Source organism: Streptomyces fagopyri, assembly GCF_009498275.1.
GTDB classification, from domain to species: domain Bacteria; phylum Actinomycetota; class Actinomycetes; order Streptomycetales; family Streptomycetaceae; genus Streptomyces; species Streptomyces fagopyri.
In genome coordinates, this window is the sequence record NZ_CP045643.1 from 160,315 (window position 1) to 181,173 (window position 20,859).

Here is a 20,859-nt window from a genome sequence, read left to right on the forward strand (position 1 = left end):
TCAAGGACCGCTCCAGGGTAGGCACCAGAAATCCGTCCACCATGTCCGGCGGAGGCCTTCGGCCATCCGGACGCGGACATCCGTCAGGCGGTCATCGCGCGCGGATCGACAAGGCCCCTTCATCGTCCTCAACCACCGGATCCGGGGCTTCGTCCTCGACGTCGCCACCGGCAAGCTCGACGAAGTCCACTGAAAGTACGCAGCGGCCTCACGCCGGCGCGCACGGAGCCCAGGTGTCTTGGGCCCGTGAGCCCGGTGTGAGGCCGTCGTCGTACACACGACTGACAAGAAGCTGTCACACAGGAGCGGAATGCGCGGCCGGGTCTCGGCGGTTTTCCATGACATGACTGTAGGAGCAGCGCTCCACGCGTCCCACGTGGAGAACCGGGCCGACGCCTCCGTGCGGCCGGCCCGCGAGGCCTCGACGACGGCCTCGCGGTCGTCCTGGTCCGGGCAGGCCTTCGGCGTGGACTCACCCCGTCCCACGTGCGGGTCATCCACCTTTCTGGCAGCGGACGTGCCCGTGATCGGCGACGAGGAGACTGACGCCGCCGAGGTACGGCGCCACCGGGATGCCAGAGGGACGGGGCCCGTCCTCCCGGGTACGGGAGCCACGAAGGCCGCGGTCGCAGGAGCAGCGGACCGGCGGTGCTCCTGGCCTCTCCTACGCGAACCGGCCGGCTGAGCGATTCTCCGAGGGCAGAGGCCTCGGCGGATGACCCGCATGTAGGTGCGGAACCGAACCTCGCGACACAAAGACGACGAGGACGAAGGAGTTCTGATGACCACTCAGATCACTGCGACGGACCTGCGGGCCTTCACCGAGGACTGGCTGGACTGGTACCGCGCTCAGGAGGAACGGCTCGCCGGCCCGCACGGGTTCCTCGCGATCACCGGCCTGCACTGGCTCGACGACCGGCCGCGGCGCTTCCCGGATGCCCCGGGTGCGTGGTCGACCGCCGCCGACGGGGTCACCGTGGCCCTCGATGACGGCGAGGAACTGGTCGTGGAGGGATCCCCCGTTCGTGGCGAGCACCATTTCGGTGTGATTCCCGAACGCGGTGGCGTCGACGCTGTCTGGGGGGATGCCGTGATCGAGGTGGCCAAGCGTGGCGGAAACGACATCGTGCGTCCCCGGCACCCTGACGCGCCGCTGCGTGCCGCCTTCGCCGGGACGCCCGCCTACGCGCCGCATCCGCGCTGGGTGTCGAAGGGCCGCTACGTCGCGTTCGACGAGCCGCGGCCGACCACGGTGGGCGCAGCGGTCGAGGGCCTGGAGCATGTGTATGACGCTCCGGGCCGGATCGAGTTCGAACTGGACGGACGGGCGCTGTCCCTGACCGCGTTCCCCGGACACGGCGCGGGTCGGCTGATGGTGCTGTTCACGGACTCGACCTCGGGTGTCACCACGTATGCCGCCAACCGTGCGCTCACGGTGGACGCGCCCGCCGCGGACGGCTCGGTGGTCGTGGACTTCAACCGTGCGGTGAACTTGCCGTGCGCCTACACGGATCTGGCCACGTGCCCGTTGCCTCCGGCGGAGAACCGGTTGCCGGTGGCGATCGAGGCCGGCCAGAAGATCCCCCGCGAGCGGGGCGGTGCCTGAGCGGTTCACCGCTCAGGCACCGCGGCGGCTCGGCGTAGTGCCGTACCGGCGTGTGTGCGCCGGTGGGCCTACGCGGAGTAGAGCGTGTCGATGTTCTCGTGCAGTTGGTTGGCCAGGGGCGGGGCCGCGTAGGTGTCGGTCAATACCTCGATGTAGCAACCGGTGTTGGCCTTCGCCGCGGTCTCCATGGCCTGGTCGAGTTCGGCGAGGGTCGACACACGCGCGGTGAACCAGTCCTCACAGCCCAGGGCCTTCGGCAGTTCCGAGTAGCGCCAGTTGGCCAGGTCGTTGTACGCGATGTCCGGGTCCTTGCAGAGCAGTCGCTCGATCAGATAGCCGTGGTTGTTGAGGACGAACACCACGGGGCGCAGGCCGAATCGCCCGAACTGGCTGATCTCCTGGGCGGTGAGCTGGTGAGAGCCGTCACCGGTGACCAGTACGACGCGCTGTCCGTCCGTGGCGGCGACGGCCGCGCCGACCGCGGCGGGGGTGGCCCAGCCGATCGATCCCCACAGGGACTGGTTCTGGAAGGTGGCGCCGTGGGGCAGTCGGGCGAAGGCCATGCCCATGGAGGCGGTGCCGGTCTCCGCGACCAGGATGTCGTCGGCCTTGAGGAAGTCTTCCCAGCGGGGGTAGAGGTTCTCTGCGGTGATGAGGTCGTCGCCGTTGCCGGCCGCGGAGGCCATCCGGGTCACCTCGGCCGACGGGCGCGGCCACTGCTTGCGGGGGAGTTTTTGGGCGAGAGCGTCGAGGAGGTCCTTCATCTCCACGCTCTGGTAGGTCATACCGTCGACGCTGACGTGGTGGTGGCGGATGTCGATCGTACGGCCGGGGTCGAGGTTGGCGGTGAACGCGCCGCTGTTGAAGTCGTGCATCATCGCGCCGACCAGGACGACGACGTCACCGTCCTCCACGAAGCGGCGGACGCTCTCGTTCATGAGCTTGCCGTCGTACATGCCGATGTACGCGGGCTGGTCCTCCTCCAGGACTCCCTTGTCGGCCATCATCGTGGCGAAGGGCAGCGCCGTGGCGTCGAGGAACTGCTGGAGTTCCGCGCCGAGGCCGGAGCGTGCGGTGAGGATCCCGGGCAGGACGCAGGCGCTGTTCGCGCGGCCGAGCATGTCGATGACGGCCTGGACGGCTGCCTCCACCTGCGCGGGGTCGCTGGCCGGCGCGGGGATGGGCTGCGCCTTGCCGACCACCGGCATCTCCGCAAGGTCCGCGGGGAAGGCCATGTAGACCGGGCGGCGGTGGTAGAGCGCAGCCGCGATGAGACGTTCGGTCTCGGCCGCGGTGTTCTGCGGTGTCATGATGGCGCTCGCGCACACCACGGAGTCGGACATCTTCCGGAACAGGTCGAACTCGCCGTTTCCCAGGGTGTGGTGGACGAGCGTGTGGTGGGCCTGGACGGGCATCTTCGGCATGCCGACCAGGTGGAACACCGGGAGATGTTCGGTGTAGGCGCCGGCGATGCCGTTGATGGCGCTGAGTTCTCCGACCCCGTAGGTGGTGCACACGGCGCCGATGCCGTGCACGCGGGCGTAGCCGTCGGCGCTGTAGGCCGCGTTGAGCTCGTTGCAGCTGCCGATCCACTGGATGTCCGGGTGTTCGGCGATGGCGTCGTCGACGGGGAAGGCGTAGTCGCCTGGGACGCCGAAGACATGGCTCACGCCGATGTCCCGCAGCCTGTTCAGCACGTGTTGGATCACGGTGGTGGACATCAGGAAGATCCTTTCCTCGTGGTGGCACCACCGCTCCGGGGCGCGACCACGAGGAGACCTTCGTGGAGCTCGGCGACGGGAGGACGCGGGCGCCCCTTCGAAAGCGCTCCGTGGGCTTCCTCGACGCTTCGTGGGCTTCCTCCGCCGTCACGCCTCGTGTCTCGGCCGCGGTCGACCGGGGCGATCGTCGGCATCCGGGGAGGGATGGCCGCTCTCGTCCACGTTCGGCGACGGTGTCCTCACGTTCGGGAGCAGCGTCCGGTCGCGTTCGACATATCAATCGTCACGGAGAGTAGCTGATGCCGCTGTGCAGGATGGGCGAGCCGTGTGTTCCGCTCCCGCAACATGCTGTGCGCATCCCGCTCGGCCCGCAACCGGTGACGATGGAATCCCCCGCGGCGGCCCGTCCGGTCACGCTTCGGGTCCCGCCATCGACCAGCCGGGCGTATTCGGCGTCCAGTGAAGCCCTCCGCTGTCGATCGGTTCCCCGCAATCGCCACACACCGTAGTCGGCCGGACCCGGTGGCCGTGGTGCTCCAGGATCATGGGTGGCTCGGCGACGGCCCAGCGGTCGCCCCAGGCCAGGAGGCTGACGAGGAGCGGCAGGAGCTCCCTGCCCGACTCGGTGAGGTGGTACTCGAATCGCGTGGCCTGATACTCGCGCTTCTCGAGGATGCCTTCGGCGACGAGAGATTTGAGTCGCGCGGCGAGCCGGTCGCGCGGCGCACCGGTGTTGCGGGCGATCTGACTGAAGCGCCGGTTGCCGAACATGATCTCGCGGGCGATCAGCAACGACCAACGGTCGCCGACCAGTTCCAGTGTGGCTGCGACCGCGCAGGGCCTTCCGGGGACTACAGGAAAATCGGGCATGTTTCAGCATATCAACTTACGGTTTGTGTATCAAACCGTTCATTGCGGACCACGACCCCGCACGCGGCGAGCCGCTTCCACCCTCACGCCGCGCCCGAGCTTCGGCGGAACGCCACGGATCCACCCGGGGCGGTCGGCTCACACTGGTATGGTTTGACATTCAAACCAAACTGGAGGACGGACCATGCCCGCTCGGGTCACCCCCTATCTCAACTTCGGCGGTAACGCACGTGAAGCGATGGAGTTCTACCACTCGGTCTTCGACGGCACACTGGACATCACCACGTTCGCGGACCTGCACGGGGCGCGGGACGCCGGGCAGGAGAACCTGGTAGCTCACTCGATGCTGAAAGGGGCGGCCGGCGTCGTCCTCATGGCATCGGACACCCCGACCCCGGACGCACACCGGCCCGGCGGTTCCTTCTCGGTGGCGCTCGGAGGCGACGAAGCACACCTCACCGGATACTGGCGCCTGCTCTCCGAGGGCGGAACCGTGACGGTGCCCTTCGCCAAGTCCTCTTGGGGCGCTCTTCACGGGCAGTGCGTCGACAAGTTCGGGACCACCTGGCTGATGAACGTGACAACGGGCGCCTTTTCCTGAGACTCCGTCAACTCACCTTCACCGCGCGGTCGACCCTCCTGCCCGAGATCCGAATCCAAGATCTCGGGCAGGAGGATTTCCCGGTGCGTACGGCGGAAGCCTCAGCGCGCGGAGGGCGCGGAACCCGCCGCCCTCAGACGCGGCAGCGCCTGGACAACACCCGCGGCGAGGCCGAGGGCCGCGAAGACCCACCAGATGTGCTGGAAATTGTCCACTCCCGGGCCCATTTTCGAAGTGCCCAGGAGAGCGACGAAGATACTGACGCCCAGGACCGCCCCGAGCTGTCTGAAACTGGAGTTGATCGCTGATCCGATGGCGAACTGCGCCGGGGGAAGTTTCGCGACAGCGGCACCGGATTGCACGGGCAGGGTAAGGCCGATACCCAGGCCCGTGAGGAGCGTCCACGGAAGCCAGTGAGTGACCCAGTGCGGAGAGGAGTCGACGAACAGAGCGAATCCGAGGCAGCCGAGGGTCCAGGTGACGGCGCCGGCGAGAAGAACTCGTCGGTGTCCGACAACGGTGGCCAGTTTGGTCGTGGAGCGCGCGATGAGGGTAACGACAACCGGCCCGGCGGAGCTTGCGAGCGCCGCGCGCAGTACCGAGTAGTGCCACTCCGTCTGAAGAAAAATCAAATTGGCCAGCAGCAGACCGAAGAACGCTGTCGAGAACAGGAGGCTCGCGGCGTTTATCTCCGAGAACTGGCGGTCCTTGAAGAGAGCGAGATCCATCACCGGCCGCGCGGCCTTGGATGTACGCCACAGGAAGACGGGAAGAGCCAGAGCCGCTCCGACGAAACCGACCACCACCCATGAGTCCGACCATCCACGAGACGGTCCCTCGATGATGGAGAAGCTGAGAAGCGCGGGGATCGCCGCCACGAGGAGCGCACCGAGGGGATCGGGAAGACCAGAGGCCTGCGGGTCACGCGACTCGTGGAGCAGGCGCTTGCCGAGGACCACGATCACCGCCGCGATCGGGACGTTGACCAGGAAGATCCATCGCCATGTCACGTACTCGGTGAGAAGCGCACCCAGGGTGGGGCCGACCGCTGCCGCCGCGGCGGCCATCGCACCCCAGACTCCTATCGCCACGTGCCGGCGGGCCGCGTGGAACTCGTGCAGGACGAGCGCCAGCGAAGACGGCACGACCAGCGCGGCGAAGACCGCTTGCAGCGCACGGGCGGTGATCAGTACGCCCACACCCGGCGCCAGCCCGCACAGTGCGCTCATGAGCGCGAATCCAGCAATTCCCACGATGAATATGTTCTTGCGCCCGTACCGGTCGGCCACTCGGCCCGCCGGAATCAGCATGGCCGCGAACACCAGGCTGTATGCGTTGAGAACCCACGCCAGGTGACCGGCAGTGGTGTTGAAGCTGTGGCTGATGGTGTCGAAGGCGATGTTCACAATCGTGGTGTCCAGGAAAACCACGAAAGCGCCGAGGCTGCCCAGGGCCAACACCCAACCAGCCCGCCTGTTGTCCGCGGGTGCCTTGTCCAGAGGGCTGCCATCGACAGCGTTCGGGATTTCCCCGACAGGGGCGCGCTGCGCATTGTTCATCGTGGACGACTCCTCAAGTCTGTTTGTGAGCTGCAACTTGCTCAGGTACGGTAACAGCGCACGGTTTGAAACTCAAACCATGCAAGGTGAACCCGCGATGCCGCACGAGGAGATACCGGAAGGACCTCCCCGATCGACGGGCGGGGTCACACAATTCGTCGCCCGGCACAAGTCCCCGCGACATCCCGCCCGCGGTCATGTCGCCGCCGCGTCCGACGGCACGACACCCGGCGGTTCGGTGACAAAGGTCAGCCGAAGCGACACGTCTCGATGCCGTCCTGCCGCTACCGAGAGAAGAGCTCACCTTGAATACAACGGAGATCCGTCGACCGACGCTGATGGTCGTCCACGCCCACCCTGACGACGAGGCCAGCCAGACGGGCGGCACCCTCGCGCGATACGCGGCCGCGGGCGTCCGAACGGTACTTGTCACGTGCACCGACGGTGCGCAGGGTGACGCAGCCGACGGCCTCAAGCCCGGCCATCATCACCACCGGCCGGCGGAGGTCGCCGAGCGGCGGGCCCACGAGCTCACGATGTCAGGAGTGGCGCTCGGTCTGAGCCGGATCGTCCGCCTCGACCACGCCGACTCCGGCCTGCCCGCGTCCCCCGACGACGTCGATCCTCGTGCGTTCAGCAGAGCCGACGGCGAGCCGATCGTCCGGCAGCTCGAAGCGCTCATGCACGAGTACCAGCCGGATGTGGTGGTGACCTATCCTCCCAACGGGCTTTCGTACCACCCGGATCATGTCCGTACGCACGAGCTCACGATGGCCGCGTTCGCGCGTCTTCGGGCGGTCGGCGGCTTTCCGGTTCGGGGAGAGGCCGGCACCCGCCCCGGCCGACGTTTGCCGAAGCTGTACTACATCGCGCTCTCCGTCTCCCGCCTCAGGGCGGTACGAACGCGGGCGGAAGCATCGCTCGGTTCTGATGTCTGGACTCCCCCGCTGGAGATGGGCATCGATGACGACGACGTCACCACAACCGTGGACATCTCCGGGTTCTGGCACCACAAGCTTCGGGCTCTGGCGGCACACGCCAGCCAGTCGGACGCTCAAGCCCTGCTACGGATATTGAGCCTGACCGGCCAGGAGAACCCCGTCGAGGAGTATGTGCGAGCCGACCCGCCGTGGACCGGCGGGGAGCGGGAGAGCGACCTGTTCCAGGGCGTCGTGCGGGCCAGTTGATTTCGCCCCCGTCCCTCGCAGGTCCGGCGGCAGCACGTCGACGGCCGCCCTCGTCGCTGCCGGCCCCCTCCGCGGGGCCGGCCGTGCCACCCCGCGGCGAGCGCGGCTGTGACGCGGCAGGGGACGAATGCGGCACGACCGGGAACGGCTCACGCCTCGGCGGAACGGTCCTCGTCCACGGCACGGACACGCTGGACCGGAACCTGAGCACCACGCTCGTGGAGGTGGGCTGTCGGCGTACGGTCGATCTGCAGACTGAGCAGTTCAGGGCGGCTGTAGTGACCGCGCGCGTCCATCAGGCGCTTGCGCTGGTCGATCAGTGCGAAGTCCAGGTCAGCGATGATCTCGCCCTCGCCAGAGGTGAGCGGCTCTCCGACGACGCGTCCTTCGGGATCGACGATCGCGGTGAAGAACCCCCCGGACAACGCGGGCCCGCCGGTGTCCTCGGCGATCCGCCCCACCTGGTCCTTGTCGAGCCACGCGGTCGCGCAGACGACGAAACAGGCCGATTCCAGGGCGTGCTGACGAATGTTCACCTCGATCTGCTCCGCGAACAGCGCGCCACCGAAGGAGCCGGGGTACATCGCGGCGTGGATCTGCTCGCCGTCGGCGATCAGGGCGTAGCGCGCCAGCGGCTGGTTGTGCTCCCAGCAGGCGAGCTGGCCGATGCGACCGACGGCGCTGTCCACGGCACGCAGACCGGAGGCGTCGCCCTGTCCCCAGACGAGCCTCTCGTGATACGTCGGGGTGATCTTGCGGCGGCGCTGGATCAGCGTGCCATCCGCGTCGAACAGCAGTTGTGTGTTGTAGATCGTCCCACCGTCACGCTCATTGGCACCGATCGAGACGACCATCCGCGCCTCTCGGGCCGCCTGGGCGATGGCGTCGGTCTCGGCGGACGGCACCGTCACCGCTTCCTCGAGCAGACGCAGGGGCTCCTTGGCCATGGCGTACGGCGCCTGCACGAAGGAGAAGTAGGGGTAGTAAGGAATGACGGTCTCGGGGAAGACCGCGTACTGAACACCCTTCGTGCCCAGTTCATGAATCTTCCGAACGACCTTCTCGACGGTCCCCGCGCGGCTGTAGAGCACGGGGCTGATCTGGACTGCGGCAGCCTTTACGACGGTCATGGCGCTGCTCCTCATTCATATGAGGGGTCGTCACTTGTGAGCGCACTTGGGCCTGTTCAGAAGGGAGGGGCCCTACCCGGTGCCGGAGATCGGACGATCGCGGGGCGATGCCGCGGGCCGACATGGCGGCGATCACGACCGCGACGGGTGGTTCTGTCAGGGCGGCGAACCAGGGGTTCCCGGAACGGACGGTGGTGACAAGGCGACTTCCCCGATTACTATGGTTTGAATGTCAAACCAAACGCAGCATACACATCCAGGTTTGAAAAACAAACCGGATCGGGACTCGCTGGCGGTCGCGCTGGATGCCGTCAGCGACCGATGGTCCCTGCACATCGTGCGCGCCCTGGCCTTCGGCGCGTCGCGATACACGGACATCCTGCGAGCGGTGGGAGCTCCGAGAGACGTCCTGTCCTCCAGGCTCCGGAAGCTCACCGAGTCCGGAATCCTCCGGCCGCGCTCGCCCGGGAAGGGACAGCCGGCCGGGTACGAACTGACTCAGAAGGGCCGCGATCTCGGACAGGTCATCCTGGTACTCAAACGCTGGGGCGACACCCATGGCGGGGAAGCCGTACCTCAGGTCGACTTCGTCCATGCCGTGTGCGGCGAGGTGTTCGTGGCCGAGGTCCGCTGTCATGCCTGCGGAAAACCGGTCCGGTCGGGGGAATTCTCCGTCCATCACGCGTCCCAGGACTGCTGACGCCGTCCGGCCGCCCAGGGCGGCGCCGGTCCGCGGACGCGCGCCGCTGCCTGCCCCGGGGAGTACGCGCGACCGCCTGTCCACGCTCCGCTCCTTCCGCCGCCGCCCTGCCCCGCTACGTCCGGGCACGCCCCCAGACGGCTTCCACAACCGTGGATGGTCACCACCAGGTGCCGGGCGCGACCTCGGACCCACCTCCTGCGAGCCGCGTGGCGGAGACAGCCGACCCCCTGACAGCCCTCCCCCTCCCGGCACCAGCCACCCGGCGGCGCCGCCGACCGCTTCCACGGCGCCCGGCGAGCCCCGGACACCGGAACACCGCGCCGCGCCCCCGACCGGCCCCGTGCCGCGGACCTGCAACGACATCCACATCAGCGCGACCGACGCCCCAGGTGGCCCCGGCGACGGCCCACCTGGCGACCACCCACGTACCCGCGCACCGCGCTCAGGCGCCTCACCACGACGGCTCGCCTTTGATGTGGGGAGAAACGGTCGCCGCCGATCAAGAGAGACAGTCACGGCGAAAACTCGTGGGCCCGCTCGGGAAGAATGCCGAGTGGCGAGTGGTTCTAAAATAGGTAGCATCGACTACGTGATCTCGAAGTCGGCATCGGATCTCAGGTCTGAGACACCGACCGCGCCCGGAAGGGAGAGGACCGTGAGCAGTGACATCCAGTGGATGGTGGGAGTCCGACTCCGTTCCGCCGCGGGAAGGCCCGTCAGCTACTTCTGCCTGGTGGACGGAACGGTCAGCGGCACCGAAGCGCGCAGTACCGCCGTCAGCCGGATGGCGGGCACCCCAGGAATGGCGGATCGCGTCGGCACCGACCCGGACGATTCATGGGTGCAGGTGCAGCGGGTGGTGCACGATCCGCTGGGCCGGATCACACTGTCCGCTCCGCTGCCCCACGGGGGCGCCGCACCGCGCCGAGGCCCAGTGGCCCCGCTCACCGAGGGAACATCATGAGCCGCTCCTACGAGCAGACGTGTCACATCGCCCGCGCGCTCGACGTACTGGGCGAACGATGGACCCTCCTGATCGTGCGGGAACTCGCTTTGGGGCCACGCCGTTACGGTGACCTCCTCAGCTCCCTCCCCGGCATGGGCACGAGCCTGCTCGCCGCACGTCTGAAGCACTTGGAGCAGTACGACGTAGTACGCCGTACGGTGCTGCCCGGCCCCGGGCGCGCCGCCGCCTACGAGCTCGGGGACCGTGGTACGGCACTGACGCCGCTCCTGGCCTCCCTCGTCGACTGGGGCGAGGGCATAGGTCCTCCACCGCCCGAATACACCGACCGGGCCGCGTGGAGTGTGCTGGCCATGCGCCTGACGTCCCCAGGGGAGGCAGCCGACTTCGACACGGTCACAGAGCTGGTCGTGCAGGAGGAGACGCTGTGGCTGCAGGGCGACGGCGAGCGCGTGCGGCTGGAGACCGGACCCGCCCCGGTGAAGCCGGGCCTGCGGTTGACCTGCGGGAAGGCGACCCTTTACGCCCTTGCGCAGGGCCGGATGACCGTCGATGACGCCGTGGCCTCCGGAGAACTCGTCGTGGAGGGCGATCCCGACCGTGCCCGGTTGTTCTTCGAACTGTTCAACCTGCCGAACAGCGCGCGCACGAACAGTCGTTGACGCGCCTCCCGGCCTCCACGGCCGCGTATCCATGCCGAAGTGGGCCCACTCCCCCGCCGGATCCCGATTCCGACCGACGCAGAACCCCTGATGGGCATGAACCGCATGATCAGGGCCAGTTCGCACCTCCGTGTCCGCGACGCGCCGCGTTGAACGGACACCCGTGTACCAGGCGCATCGCCTCCCGTCGCGCAGCAAGGGCGACGGACCAGTTCGAGAAGAGGAAATCATCATGACGAACGGCAACCTCCTGGTGATCGGAGCCACCGGCCAGACCGGCAGGCACACCACCGAGCTGCTGCTCCAGCGTGGCCGACGCGTACGCGCGCTCGTCCGCACGATCGACGAGCGCTCCCGCAGGCTCGCCGATCTCGGTGCGGAGGTCGTGGTCGGGGATGTCCACGACCTCAACTCCCTGGCCGGCGCCACCGAAGGGATCGACGCCGCCTACTTCACCTACCCGATCCTGCCCGGTCTCATGGACGCCACGGCGAACCTCGCCCAGGCGGCGGAGGAGAACGGCGTGGACGCGATCGTCAACATGTCGCAGATCTCGGCCCGACGAGAGTCCGAGAGCAACGCGGCACTCCAACACTGGGTGGCCGAGAGGCTGCTGGACCGCTCCGGGACCGCGGTCACCCACCTCCGCCCCACGTTCTTCGCCGAGTGGCTGATCAACATGTGGGACGGGACAGGCGAACTCCGCCTCCCCTTCGCCGACGCCCGGCACGCGCCGATCGCCGCTGTCGACCAGGCGAAGGTGATCGCGGCCATCCTCGAAGACCCCGCCCCGCACGCGGGCAAGATCTACCCGCTCTACGGAGCGGTCGAGTTGAACCACCACGAGATCGCCGAGGCGATGTCACGCACCCTCGGCCGCGAGGTCACCTATGTGCCCGTCGAACTCGACGAATTCACCGCCGTCCTGGAGAAGCGAGGTGCCTCACCCCATCTCATCCAGCACCTTCGCGCCGTCGCGATCGACTACCGCAACGGCGTCTTCTCCGGCATGAACGACGTGGTGAAGGAGATCGGCGGCGACGACCCGCTCGACGTCGAGAGCTTCATCGCCCAGAACCGGGCCTTCTTCGACAGCCACTCCGCCTGAGAACCCGCCCCAGCCGACAGGGATTCGCGGTGAGGTCGGTGGTACCGCCGTCGGGCGGCCGCGGTACCGGACCTCCCGCCCGCGTAGGGTCCGCGAAGGCCGGCCCTCGGGCGGAGGCCCTCACAGCACTCGCCGCCTACGTCCCAGCCACGTCTGCGCGATGACGACCACGGCCAAGAAGGCTCCGCTGACCACCTGTTGGTATGCCGAGTCCAGTGAGCCGATCTGATTGATCACGTTCTGGATGACCTTCAACAGCAGGACCCCCACCAGCGAGCCGCTGATGAAGCCGAACCCTCCGGTGAGCAGCGTGCCGCCGATCACCACCGCGGAGATCGCCTCCAGTTCCATGCCGGATCCGAGGATGGTCACTCCCGACACCAGCCAGGCCGCGTTGAGGGCCCCGGCGAGCCCGGCGCAGAGCCCGGAGAGCGTGTAGACGGAGATCTTCGTACGGGCCACGGGGGCACCCATGAGTGCCGCCGCGTCCTCGTTGCCCCCGACCGCGTAGACGTACTGGCCGAAGCGGGTGCGCCTCAGTACGACCGCGCCGAGCACGAACAGTACGAGGGTGATCCACACGGGCGCGCCGACACCGAGCACGGTGTCCTGGCCGAGTTTCGCGAAGAACGAGTTCTTGTCCACGAGATACGTCTTCGAGCCCTCGTCGGTGACGGAGAGCAGGATGCCCCGGGCGCCCAGCATCGCCGCGAGCGTGACGATGAACGGAGCCAGTCGCGAGCGCGCTATCAGGAGGCCGTTGACCAGCCCGATCAGTCCGCACACGGCGAGCGGCAGCAGCAGTGCGACCGCTGTTCCGTACTGGGATCCCCAGGCCGCCAGCACTCCGCCCAGGGCGAAGAGGGAACCCACCGACAGATCGATGCCGCCGGTGACGATGACGAAGGTCATACCGAGCGCCACCACGGCGAGGAACGCCGAGGAGAGTGCCATGTTCTCGAGGTTGTCGCTGGTCAGGAAGGTGTCGAAGCTCAGCGACGCGGCGATCATCGCGACGATGAGGGTGACCAGGGCGCCGTGCTGCTGGGCGAGCACGCTGAGCCGCTCGGAGCGGGTGGCGCCGGGCGGTTCTTCCTCGGCCGTGCTCTTGGCGCTCACCGGAGTGTCCACGTCTGTCGTCATCGCTTTCCTCGTTCCCGTGCCGCGTAGACGGCGAGGACGATCACCGCGGCCTGGGCGATCTGGGTCCACGACGGCGGCAGATCGTGCTTGATGAGCGTGGTGGTGAGCAACTGGATCAGGACGGCTCCGGCGACCGTCCCTCCGATGCGGACACGGCCTCCGCTCAGCGGGGTACCGCCCACCACGACCGCCGTGATCGCGGAGAGTTCCATCAGGTTGCCGAGCGAGGTCGGGTCGCTCGCGGTCAGGCGGGCGGTGGCCAGCACGCCCGCGATCGCGGCGAGGACGCCGGAGCAGACGTAGACCAGGATCAGTACGCGTCGTACGGGCAGTCCCGCGAGCCGGGCGGCCGGGCGGCTGTCCCCGATGGCCAGGAGCTGGCGGCCGAAGGTCGTGCGGCGCACGGCGAAGGCGACGAGCAGCGCGAGGGCGGCGGCGATCAGCACGAGATACGGGACGCCCAGGACGTCGCCCGAGCCGAGTGACGCCATGGCCGGGTCGTGGACGTCCTTGAGCTGAGGGAGGAGGACCAGGGCCAGTCCGCGGCCGGCGACCATGAGGGCGAGGGTCGCGACGATGGGCTGGACTCCCACGAACGCGATGAGTGATCCGTTCGCGACGCCGATCACGGCACCGCCCACGAGGGCGATCAGGATGGCGATCCAGGGCCCGTAGCCGAGGTAGAGGGACAACAGCGAGGTGGACAGGGCCATGACCGAGCCGACCGCCAGGTCGACGCCCTCGCTGCCGATCGCCAGCGCCATGCCGAGTGCCACGATCAGGACCGGGGCGACCTGGACGGCCTGGGTGCGGAAGTTCTCGGTGGACATGAAGTGCGGGGTGAAGACGGTGTTGACGAGGAAGAGGACCACGACGCCGAGGTAGACGCCGTACTCCTGGAGCAGGCGCAGCAGTCGGTCGCGGTCCGCGGTCACCCGGCCCAGGGTCAGGTCAGTCATCGTGGCCTCCCGGGCCGGTGCCGGCCCCCGTGTGTGCGGGCGCGGCGGCTATGGCGCGCATCAGCCGGTCCTCGGTGACGGCGTCGCCGGTCAGTTCCTCGACGACCGCGCCGTCCTTGAGGACGATCACTCGGTCGCTGCCCTCGATCAGTTCCTCCGGGTCGGAGGAGATGAGGAGGACGCCGAGTCCGTCGTCGGCGAGTTCGTCGATCAGTTTCTGCACTTCCGCCTTGGCGCCGACGTCGATGCCCCGGGTCGGCTCGTCGAGCAGCAGGATCTTGGGCTGCATGGCCAGCCAGCGGGCCAGCAGGACCTTCTGCTGGTTGCCGCCGGACAGTTCGCCCACCTTCTGGTGGGGGCCCGCCGCCTTGATGCGCAGCCGCTTCATGAAGGTCTCGACGATCCGGTCGATGCGTGCCTCGTCGACCAGGCCGAAGCGTGAGAGGCCCGGCAGCGCGGCGAGCGCGATGTTCTCACGGACCGAGAGGCCCGGCACGATCCCCTCGGCCTTGCGGTCCTCGGGGAGCAGGCTGATGCCGGCCCGGATCGCGGCGGGTGTCGAGCCGGTGCGTACGCGGACGCCGGCGACCACGACCCTGCCGGAATCGGTGGGCAGTGCGCCGGCGATGGCCTTGGCGGTCTCGGTGCGGCCCGACCCGAGGAGGCCACCGAGCCCCACCACCTCGCCGGGCCGCACGGAGACGGACACCGCGTCCAGTTGGTGTCGTACGGTCAGTTCCGTTGCCTGGAGCACGGGTTCGGTCTCGGTCCGATGGCTGCCGGCGAACTTGGTGAGACCGTCCTGGCGTACGTCGGTGATCTCCCGCCCCAGCATCAGCGCCACGAGCCTCAGCCGGTCGAGTTCGGCGATGCGGCCGGTGTGCACGACCTTGCCGTCGCGCAGCACGGTGACCGCGTCGCAGATCTCGTACAGCTCGTCGAGCCGGTGGCTGACGTAGATCACCGCGATGCCCCGCTCGCGCAGCATCCGGATCACCCCGAACAGGGTGCGGACCTCGCGCGGTTCGAGCGAGGAGGTCGGTTCGTCCATGACGACGACACGGGCGTCGACGGAGACGGCTCGGGCGAGCGCCACCATCTGCTGGGCGCCGACGCCCAGTTCGCGCAGCGGGCGGCGTGCGTCGACGCGCAGTCCGAGCTCGCGCAGTGCCTCATCGGCGACCCGGTGCATGCGCCGGAAGTCGATCAGGCCCAGCCGGTTGCGGGGCTCGCGACCGAGGAAGAGGTTGCGGGCCACGGTCATCAGCGGGACGAGGTTGACCTCCTGGTAGATGGTGGAGATTCCCGCGTGCTGCGCGTGCAGGGGTGTGGCGAAGCGGACCGGGGCGCCGTTGTAGGTCACCTCGCCCTCGTCGGGCTGGTAGACCCCGGTGAGGACCTTGATGAGGGTCGACTTGCCCGCGCCGTTCTCGCCGATGAGTGCGTGCACCTCCCCGGCGCGGGCCGTGAAGTCCACCTGGGACAGGGCCTTCACGCCGGGGAAGGTCTTCGACAGACCGGTGACTGACAACATGTCAGTAGGCCTTGCCCAGGTCCGACTTGGCGTTGGCCTTGGTGTACTCGCTGTCCTGGATGACGATGTCCTGGGCGACCTTCTCCCCCTTGGTGAAGGTGTCCAGGGTCTGGAAGGCGAGCGGTCCGAAGCGGGGGTTGGACTCGACGACGCCGTCGATCCAGCCGTCGACGATGCCCTGGACGGCGTTGCGGGTGCCGTCGATCGTCACGATCTTCACCGCGCCCGGCTGCTTGCCGGCCCCCTTGAGGGCGTTGACCGCCCCCAGTCCCATCTCGTCGTTCTCGGCGTAGATGCCGGTGATGCCGGGCTTGGACTGGATGAGGTTCTCGGTGACGGACTGGCCCTTCTCCCGGGCGAACTCACCGGTCTGCTTGAAGACGATCTTGAGGCCGGGCGCCTTCTCCTTGACGCGCTCCTCGAAGCCCTTGGTGCGTTCCGTGGTCACGTTGTTGCCCGCGGCGCCCAGCAGGATGGCTATTTCGCCCTTGCCGCCGGTCGCCTCGATCATGCGGTCCGCGGCCCGTTTGCCCTGCTCCACGAAGTCGGAGCCGATGAAGCTCACGTAGTCCTTGCAGGCGGCGGCGTTGATCTTGCGGTCGATGGTGATGATCGGGATGTGCTTGGCCGAGGCCGAGCGCAGGACCGGTTCCCAGCCGTCCGAGTTGAGCGGCGCGATCACCAGGAGGTCGGCACCCTTGGCGATGAGGTCCTGGACGTCGCTGATCTGCTTGGAGAACTGTGACTGGGCGTTGGCCGTCAGCAGTTTAACGCCTCGTTGCTTCGCCTCGGCCTTGATCGACGCGGTCTCGGCGATCCGGAAGGGGTTGGCCTCCTTCTCGGACTGGGAGAAACCGACGGTGGCCGTCTTCAGGTCGGTCTTCTGGGCGCCATAGGCGTCTATGGCGCAGGTCGGGCCGGAGCCCGTGGACGGCGAGGCGACGACCTGCCCGGAGTCGCCCTGGCTGGTGGAGCTCTTGTCCTTGTCTGCGGAGTCGTTCTCCGATTTCGCGCATCCGGAGACGAGCGCGAGGCTCGTGATGAGGCCGGTGGCGAGGAGGGTCCTGACGGAGGTGCGGTGACGAGATGCGATCGGCTTCATGGAGTCCCCAAACGGCGCGGCCCCGGCGCTGAGAGCGCTCCCGGGGGATGATCGGCTCTTGCGGTCAACTCGGTGTACACGTCGTTCCGGGGAGGTTTTTACATCGTTGGAAGGAGGCTGTAAAGCCTTCGGTCCGAAATCCCGTCAGCGCCGCCCCAGGGTGCTCTCGCGCTCCACCAGCCTGAAATCCGCGGTCAGTTCACGTCCTCCGGGCTCCGTACGACCCGACAGACTGCGCAGCAGGGAAGCCACCGCCATCCGTGCGATGGCCTGCTTGTCAGGCGAGATCGTCGTCAGCGTGACAGCACCGAACCGCCCCTCCTCGATGTCGTCGAAACCGACCACCGCCACGTCCCACGGCACCCGCAGACCACGCTCGTGCAGGACCCGCATCGCACCGATCGCCACCAGGTCGTTGTAGGCGAAAACGGCGTCCGGGCGCACCCCGGAATCCAGCAGCCGGGCCATCCCCCGCGCTCCCTCGTCCCGGTCCCACCCGCCGACCGGCACCACCAGGTCGTCGGGCGCGGGCACCCCGGCCTCCGTCAACTCCTCGCGCCAGCCGGCCAGCCGCAGATGGGCCGGCCGGTTGGCCGAATCCGTACGGGCCCCGAGATAGGCGATCCGCGAGCGTCCGCGGCCCAGCAGATGGCGTACCGCACTGCGCGCCGCCGCCACATTGTCGATCGCGATGTGGTCGTAGGGCAGCTCGTACTCCCGCTCGCCGAGCAGGACGAGCGGCACGTCGTCGTTGCGCGAGCGCAGGTCCTCGGCCTCGAGCTCCAGCGGGCTGAGGATCAGGCCGTCGATCACATTGGCCCGGAAACCCTGGCTGACCAGCACTTCCTGCTCCCGGTCGCCGCGCGTGTGGTCGAGGAGCACGGTGAACTCATGCTCGGCGGCGGCGTCGACGACGGCTCCGGCCAGCTCGGCGAAGTACGGGTTGCCCAACTCGGGGATGGCGAGGGCGATGATGCCCGTGCGGCCCTTGCGCAGGTGCCGCGCCGTGAGGTTCGGCCGGTACCCCAGTTCGTCGATGGCCTCCTGGACGCGGGCCCGCATGGCCGGGGTGACGTGCGGATAGTTGTTCACGACGTTCGAAACCGTCTTGATCGAGACGCCGGCGCGCTCCGCGACGTCCTTCAGGCTGACCCGCAAGGGATCTCCTCTCCATCGATGTGCGCCCCTGTCACCAGGACGTTTGTCATGACCCTGGACAGAGGCCGGGACCCGTGCTGTGATGCCAACTCCCGTTCCTTCCAACGTTGTACAGACTGAAGCAACGAGCCGCCACCCTTCCTCAGCCAAGGAGGATCCGTGCGCATCAGAAGACTCCGAACCCAAATGGCACTCCTGCTCGTCGCGGTGCTCGGCCTGGCCGGGCTCACCGCCGCCCCGGCCGCCACAGCCGCCGGCGACCCCGTGGAGGTCCACGGCCTGAAAGGCGAGTACTACACCCAGTCCGCCCCTGGCGCCTTCGACTTCCACGAGCTGAAGGCCACAGGATTCGACACCAACCTCGACTTCGACAACCTGGAGCCGCGACTCGCCTTCGCCACCGGGCAGTCGGACGACGTCAACGTCCGCTGGACGGGCCGGATCGTCCCGGAGAAGACCGGCGCCCACACCTTCTCGATCATCGGCGACAACGGTTTCCGCCTGTGGGTCGACGGGCAGCTCGCCATCGACCACTGGGTCGACGACTGGGACCGGGAACAGACCTCCCAGCCCCTCGACCTGACCGCCGGGCGGGCCTACGACATCAAGGTGGAGTACTTCGAGCACTTCGGTGGCTCCAACCTCCATCTGCGCTGGACCCCGCCGGGCGGCACCAAGACCGCCGTCCCGCAGTCGGCGCTCCGGCTGCCCGACGGGTACGCCTACGACGGGGCCATCGCCACCACGGTCCAGGGGGACGGCCGTACCCTGCGCCTCGACTTCGCCCAGGCACTGACCGCACCTCCGACGGGTCTCACCGACCATGTCGAGGCCGTCATCGGCGGCGCCAAGTGGCCGCTGTCCACGGCGAAACTGGATCCCGCGGACCCGAAGTCGCTGCTCGTCCGCCTGAAGGAACCCGTCGTCGGCAACAGGACCGGAACCGCCCGAGGCACCGCCGACCTGCGCTACGACGGCAAGGGCGGCCTCTCCGGCACGAACGGCAACGTTGTCAACGCCTTCTGGAGCAGCGGCTCCAACCACTCGACCTACCAGCTGCGTACGAAGTGGGCGGACGAGGTCGGGCCGCGCAACGCCCACCCCGAGTACCCCCGTCCCCAGCTCACCCGGGACAACTGGCGCAACCTGAACGGCTCCTGGCAGTTCTCGGCGGCCAAGGCCGGTGACCAGCCGCCGGTCGGCAGGAATCTCGCCGAGAAGATCCTCGTGCCCTACCCCGTGGAGTCCCAGCTCTCCGGCATCGAGCGGCACGAGGACCGGATGTGGTACCGCCGCACCTTCACGGTCCCGAAGGACTGGCGGATCGGCTCCGGCAAGCGCCTCCAGCTCAACTTCGGCGCCGTCGACTGGCGGGCCGAGGTCTACGTCAACGGCACCAAGGTGGCCGAACACCAGGGCGGCTACGACAAGTTCAGCGCCGACGTCACCGCGGCGCTGAAGCCGGGCCGCACCCAGGAACTGATCGTCGGCGTCTACGACCCGACCGACGCGCAGGGCGGCGAGAACCCGCCGGTGGGCAAGCAGCGGCTCGACCCGAGCGGCATCTGGTACACCCCGTCCTCCGGCATCTGGCAGACGGTGTGGATGGAGCCGGTGGCCACCGGCCACGTCGACTCGCTCAAGCTCACCCCCGATGTGAAGAACAGCCGGCTCACCGTCGAGCCGCAGGGCGTCCGCGACGGGGTACCGGTCACCGCCACCGCGTACGCCGGACACCGCAAGGTCGCCACCGTGACCGGCCGCACCGGACACCCACTGGTCCTCAAGATCACCAACCCGCACCTCTGGTCACCCGACGATCCCTTCCTCTACGACCTGAAGGTGACCGTCGGCGCCGACCGCGTCGGCAGCTACTTCGGAATGCGGTCCATCGCCGTGGAGCAGGTGAACGGAACCCCGCGCACCGTCCTCAACGGCAAACCCGTCTTCATGATGGCCACCCTCGACCAGGGCTTCTGGCCGGATGGTCTGCACACCGCGCCGACCGACGAGGCCTTGGCGTACGACCTGAAGATGCACAAGCAGATGGGCTTCAACGCGGTCCGCAAGCACATCAAGGTGGAACCCGACCGCTGGTTCTACTGGGCGGACCGGCTCGGCCTGATGGTCTGGCAGGACATGCCCGCCATGACCGCCGGAGTCAACCCGGACGCCGCGTCCCGCGCCGAGTACGAGCGCGAGATGAAGCAGATGATCGACGAACACCTCAGCAGCCCCTCGGTCGTCATGTGGGTGACCTTCAACGAGGGCTGGGGCCAGTACGACGAGGCCCGCATCGCCGACCAGGCCAAGTCCTGGGACCCCACCCGCCTCGTCAACTCCATGTCGGGCATCAACCTCGGCGTGGACGGCGGCACCGGCGACATCATCGACGAGCACGGCTACCCGAGCCCCGCACTGCCCCCCAACCCCGACGGCAAACGGGCCCTGGTCAGCGGTGAATACGGCGGTCTCGGCCTCGCGGTACCCGGCCACGCCTGGTCGGTGCAGCAGTCCTACGTGGACGTCGACCCCGCGACCTACACCGACGACTACCTCGCCCGACTGGACGAGGTCCACAAACTCGCCTGCAAGGGCGGCAACGGCGCCGTCTACACCCAGATCTCGGACGTGGAGGGCGAGCTGAACGGACTGATGACCTACGACCGCAAGGTGGTCAAGCCCGATGTGAAACGGCTGAAGGCGGCCCAGGACGCCCTGATCCACGACGCGTCACAGCCGACGCCGGCAGGGTGCTCCTGACGACGGAACTCTCCCGGCCGACAGCGACCGGCCTCTCCGTGGTCCCGTTCTGACCCGCTGACGGGTCGCCGGCACGGTCCGCTCCCCAC

The 20,859-nt window shown here is 68.2% G+C and carries 17 protein-coding genes; 8 read left to right on the forward strand and 9 right to left on the reverse strand.

Features of this window, described 5'->3' with window-relative positions; translation table 11 throughout:
• Nucleotides 1–781: 781 nt before the first annotated feature.
• Nucleotides 782–1,606 carry a DUF1684 domain-containing protein gene (locus GFH48_RS00735; protein WP_153286361.1) on the forward strand — a complete coding sequence of 275 codons (825 nt, stop codon included), beginning with the start codon at nucleotides 782–784 and terminating at the stop codon, nucleotides 1,604–1,606.
• A gap of 68 nt (nucleotides 1,607–1,674) precedes the next feature.
• Here the strand turns inward: GFH48_RS00735 and GFH48_RS00740 are convergent, their stop codons facing one another.
• On the reverse strand, nucleotides 1,675–3,327 hold the full coding sequence (locus GFH48_RS00740) for an alpha-keto acid decarboxylase family protein (protein WP_153286362.1): 1,653 nt from the start codon (nucleotides 3,325–3,327) through the stop codon (nucleotides 1,675–1,677).
• A 411-nt stretch (nucleotides 3,328–3,738) separates the two neighbouring features.
• Entirely contained in the window at nucleotides 3,739–4,197 is a 459-nt protein-coding gene (locus tag GFH48_RS00745; protein ID WP_153286363.1) for a winged helix-turn-helix transcriptional regulator, read from the reverse strand.
• Between the two features lie 184 nt (nucleotides 4,198–4,381).
• Between GFH48_RS00745 and GFH48_RS00750 the strand changes: the two genes are divergently transcribed.
• Nucleotides 4,382–4,798: a VOC family protein gene (locus GFH48_RS00750; protein WP_153286364.1), complete on the forward strand. Its 417-nt coding sequence runs from the start codon at nucleotides 4,382–4,384 to the stop codon at nucleotides 4,796–4,798.
• 101 nt (nucleotides 4,799–4,899) lie between these two features.
• On the opposite strand, the gene GFH48_RS00755 is transcribed toward GFH48_RS00750, so the two are convergent.
• Nucleotides 4,900–6,357, reverse strand: coding sequence for an MFS transporter (locus GFH48_RS00755; RefSeq protein WP_153286365.1), 1,458 nt, complete (start codon nucleotides 6,355–6,357; stop codon nucleotides 4,900–4,902).
• A 338-nt stretch (nucleotides 6,358–6,695) separates the two neighbouring features.
• Here GFH48_RS00755 and GFH48_RS00760 point away from each other — a divergent pair, with 338 nt between their 5' ends.
• A complete protein-coding gene (locus tag GFH48_RS00760; protein ID WP_228121250.1) occupies nucleotides 6,696–7,544 on the forward strand; it encodes a PIG-L deacetylase family protein in 849 nt (282 codons plus the stop codon).
• A gap of 149 nt (nucleotides 7,545–7,693) precedes the next feature.
• Here the strand turns inward: GFH48_RS00760 and GFH48_RS00765 are convergent, their stop codons facing one another.
• Nucleotides 7,694–8,674, reverse strand: a complete 981-nt coding sequence (locus tag GFH48_RS00765; protein WP_153286367.1) for a nitrilase-related carbon-nitrogen hydrolase — start codon at nucleotides 8,672–8,674, stop codon at nucleotides 7,694–7,696.
• Nucleotides 8,675–8,903: 229 nt separating this feature from the next.
• Here GFH48_RS00765 and GFH48_RS00770 point away from each other — a divergent pair, with 229 nt between their 5' ends.
• The 4 genes from GFH48_RS00770 to GFH48_RS00780 all read left to right on the forward strand — a co-directional run bounded on the left by GFH48_RS00770 (nucleotide 8,904) and on the right by GFH48_RS00780 (nucleotide 12,111).
• On the forward strand, nucleotides 8,904–9,374 hold the full coding sequence (locus tag GFH48_RS00770) for a winged helix-turn-helix transcriptional regulator (RefSeq protein WP_153286368.1): 471 nt from the start codon (nucleotides 8,904–8,906) through the stop codon (nucleotides 9,372–9,374).
• A gap of 658 nt (nucleotides 9,375–10,032) precedes the next feature.
• On the forward strand, nucleotides 10,033–10,341 hold the full coding sequence (locus GFH48_RS38410) for a hypothetical protein (RefSeq protein ID WP_194280443.1): 309 nt from the start codon (nucleotides 10,033–10,035) through the stop codon (nucleotides 10,339–10,341).
• Nucleotides 10,338–11,003 carry a winged helix-turn-helix transcriptional regulator gene (locus tag GFH48_RS00775; protein WP_194280444.1) on the forward strand — a complete coding sequence of 222 codons (666 nt, stop codon included), beginning with the start codon at nucleotides 10,338–10,340 and terminating at the stop codon, nucleotides 11,001–11,003. The genes GFH48_RS38410 and GFH48_RS00775 overlap by 4 nt, the downstream gene beginning before the upstream one ends.
• A gap of 232 nt (nucleotides 11,004–11,235) precedes the next feature.
• A complete protein-coding gene (locus tag GFH48_RS00780; protein WP_153286370.1) occupies nucleotides 11,236–12,111 on the forward strand; it encodes an NmrA family NAD(P)-binding protein in 876 nt (291 codons plus the stop codon).
• Nucleotides 12,112–12,231: 120 nt separating this feature from the next.
• Here GFH48_RS00780 and GFH48_RS00785 read toward each other — a convergent pair whose 3' ends face one another.
• The 5 genes from GFH48_RS00785 to GFH48_RS00805 form a co-directional block, all read right to left on the reverse strand.
• Nucleotides 12,232–13,254, reverse strand: a complete 1,023-nt coding sequence (locus GFH48_RS00785; protein ID WP_153286371.1) for an ABC transporter permease — start codon at nucleotides 13,252–13,254, stop codon at nucleotides 12,232–12,234.
• Nucleotides 13,251–14,213: an ABC transporter permease gene (locus tag GFH48_RS00790; RefSeq protein WP_153286372.1), complete on the reverse strand. Its 963-nt coding sequence runs from the start codon at nucleotides 14,211–14,213 to the stop codon at nucleotides 13,251–13,253. The genes GFH48_RS00785 and GFH48_RS00790 overlap by 4 nt, the downstream gene beginning before the upstream one ends.
• Entirely contained in the window at nucleotides 14,206–15,747 is a 1,542-nt protein-coding gene (locus GFH48_RS00795) for a sugar ABC transporter ATP-binding protein (RefSeq protein ID WP_153286373.1), read from the reverse strand. The genes GFH48_RS00790 and GFH48_RS00795 overlap by 8 nt, the downstream gene beginning before the upstream one ends.
• A 1-nt stretch (nucleotide 15,748) precedes the next feature.
• Nucleotides 15,749–16,849 carry an ABC transporter substrate-binding protein gene (locus GFH48_RS00800; protein WP_153286374.1) on the reverse strand — a complete coding sequence of 367 codons (1,101 nt, stop codon included), beginning with the start codon at nucleotides 16,847–16,849 and terminating at the stop codon, nucleotides 15,749–15,751.
• Between the two features lie 144 nt (nucleotides 16,850–16,993).
• The gene (locus GFH48_RS00805) at nucleotides 16,994–18,007 is read right to left on the reverse strand and encodes a LacI family DNA-binding transcriptional regulator (protein WP_153286375.1); all 1,014 of its coding nucleotides are present in this window, start codon (nucleotides 18,005–18,007) and stop codon (nucleotides 16,994–16,996) included.
• 159 nt (nucleotides 18,008–18,166) lie between these two features.
• On the opposite strand from GFH48_RS00805, the gene GFH48_RS00810 reads away from it, so the two are divergent.
• Nucleotides 18,167–20,770 (forward strand): PA14 domain-containing protein, encoded by a 2,604-nt coding sequence (locus GFH48_RS00810; RefSeq protein WP_153286376.1) that lies wholly within the window; start codon nucleotides 18,167–18,169, stop codon nucleotides 20,768–20,770.
• The last annotated feature ends 89 nt before the right edge of the window (nucleotides 20,771–20,859 follow it).

Bases quoted from the DNA above. Each gene is read 5' to 3' on its own strand.
- GFH48_RS00755 (WP_153286365.1), bottom strand. From the start codon at position 6,357: ATGAACAATGCGCAGCGCGCCCCTGTCGGGGAAATCCCGAACGCTGTC.
- GFH48_RS00765 (WP_153286367.1), bottom strand. From the start codon at position 8,674: ATGACCGTCGTAAAGGCTGCCGCAGTCCAGATCAGCCCCGTGCTCTAC.
- GFH48_RS00790 (WP_153286372.1), bottom strand. From the start codon at position 14,213: ATGACTGACCTGACCCTGGGCCGGGTGACCGCGGACCGCGACCGACTG.
- GFH48_RS00780 (WP_153286370.1), top strand. From the start codon at position 11,236: ATGACGAACGGCAACCTCCTGGTGATCGGAGCCACCGGCCAGACCGGC.
- GFH48_RS00735 (WP_153286361.1), top strand. From the start codon at position 782: ATGACCACTCAGATCACTGCGACGGACCTGCGGGCCTTCACCGAGGAC.
- GFH48_RS00760 (WP_228121250.1), top strand. From the start codon at position 6,696: ATGGTCGTCCACGCCCACCCTGACGACGAGGCCAGCCAGACGGGCGGC.
- GFH48_RS00800 (WP_153286374.1), bottom strand. From the start codon at position 16,849: ATGAAGCCGATCGCATCTCGTCACCGCACCTCCGTCAGGACCCTCCTC.
- GFH48_RS00795 (WP_153286373.1), bottom strand. From the start codon at position 15,747: ATGTTGTCAGTCACCGGTCTGTCGAAGACCTTCCCCGGCGTGAAGGCC.
- GFH48_RS00740 (WP_153286362.1), bottom strand. From the start codon at position 3,327: ATGTCCACCACCGTGATCCAACACGTGCTGAACAGGCTGCGGGACATC.
- GFH48_RS00745 (WP_153286363.1), bottom strand. From the start codon at position 4,197: ATGCCCGATTTTCCTGTAGTCCCCGGAAGGCCCTGCGCGGTCGCAGCC.
- GFH48_RS00770 (WP_153286368.1), top strand. From the start codon at position 8,904: ATGTCAAACCAAACGCAGCATACACATCCAGGTTTGAAAAACAAACCG.
- GFH48_RS00775 (WP_194280444.1), top strand. From the start codon at position 10,338: ATGAGCCGCTCCTACGAGCAGACGTGTCACATCGCCCGCGCGCTCGAC.
- GFH48_RS00750 (WP_153286364.1), top strand. From the start codon at position 4,382: ATGCCCGCTCGGGTCACCCCCTATCTCAACTTCGGCGGTAACGCACGT.
- GFH48_RS00785 (WP_153286371.1), bottom strand. From the start codon at position 13,254: ATGACGACAGACGTGGACACTCCGGTGAGCGCCAAGAGCACGGCCGAG.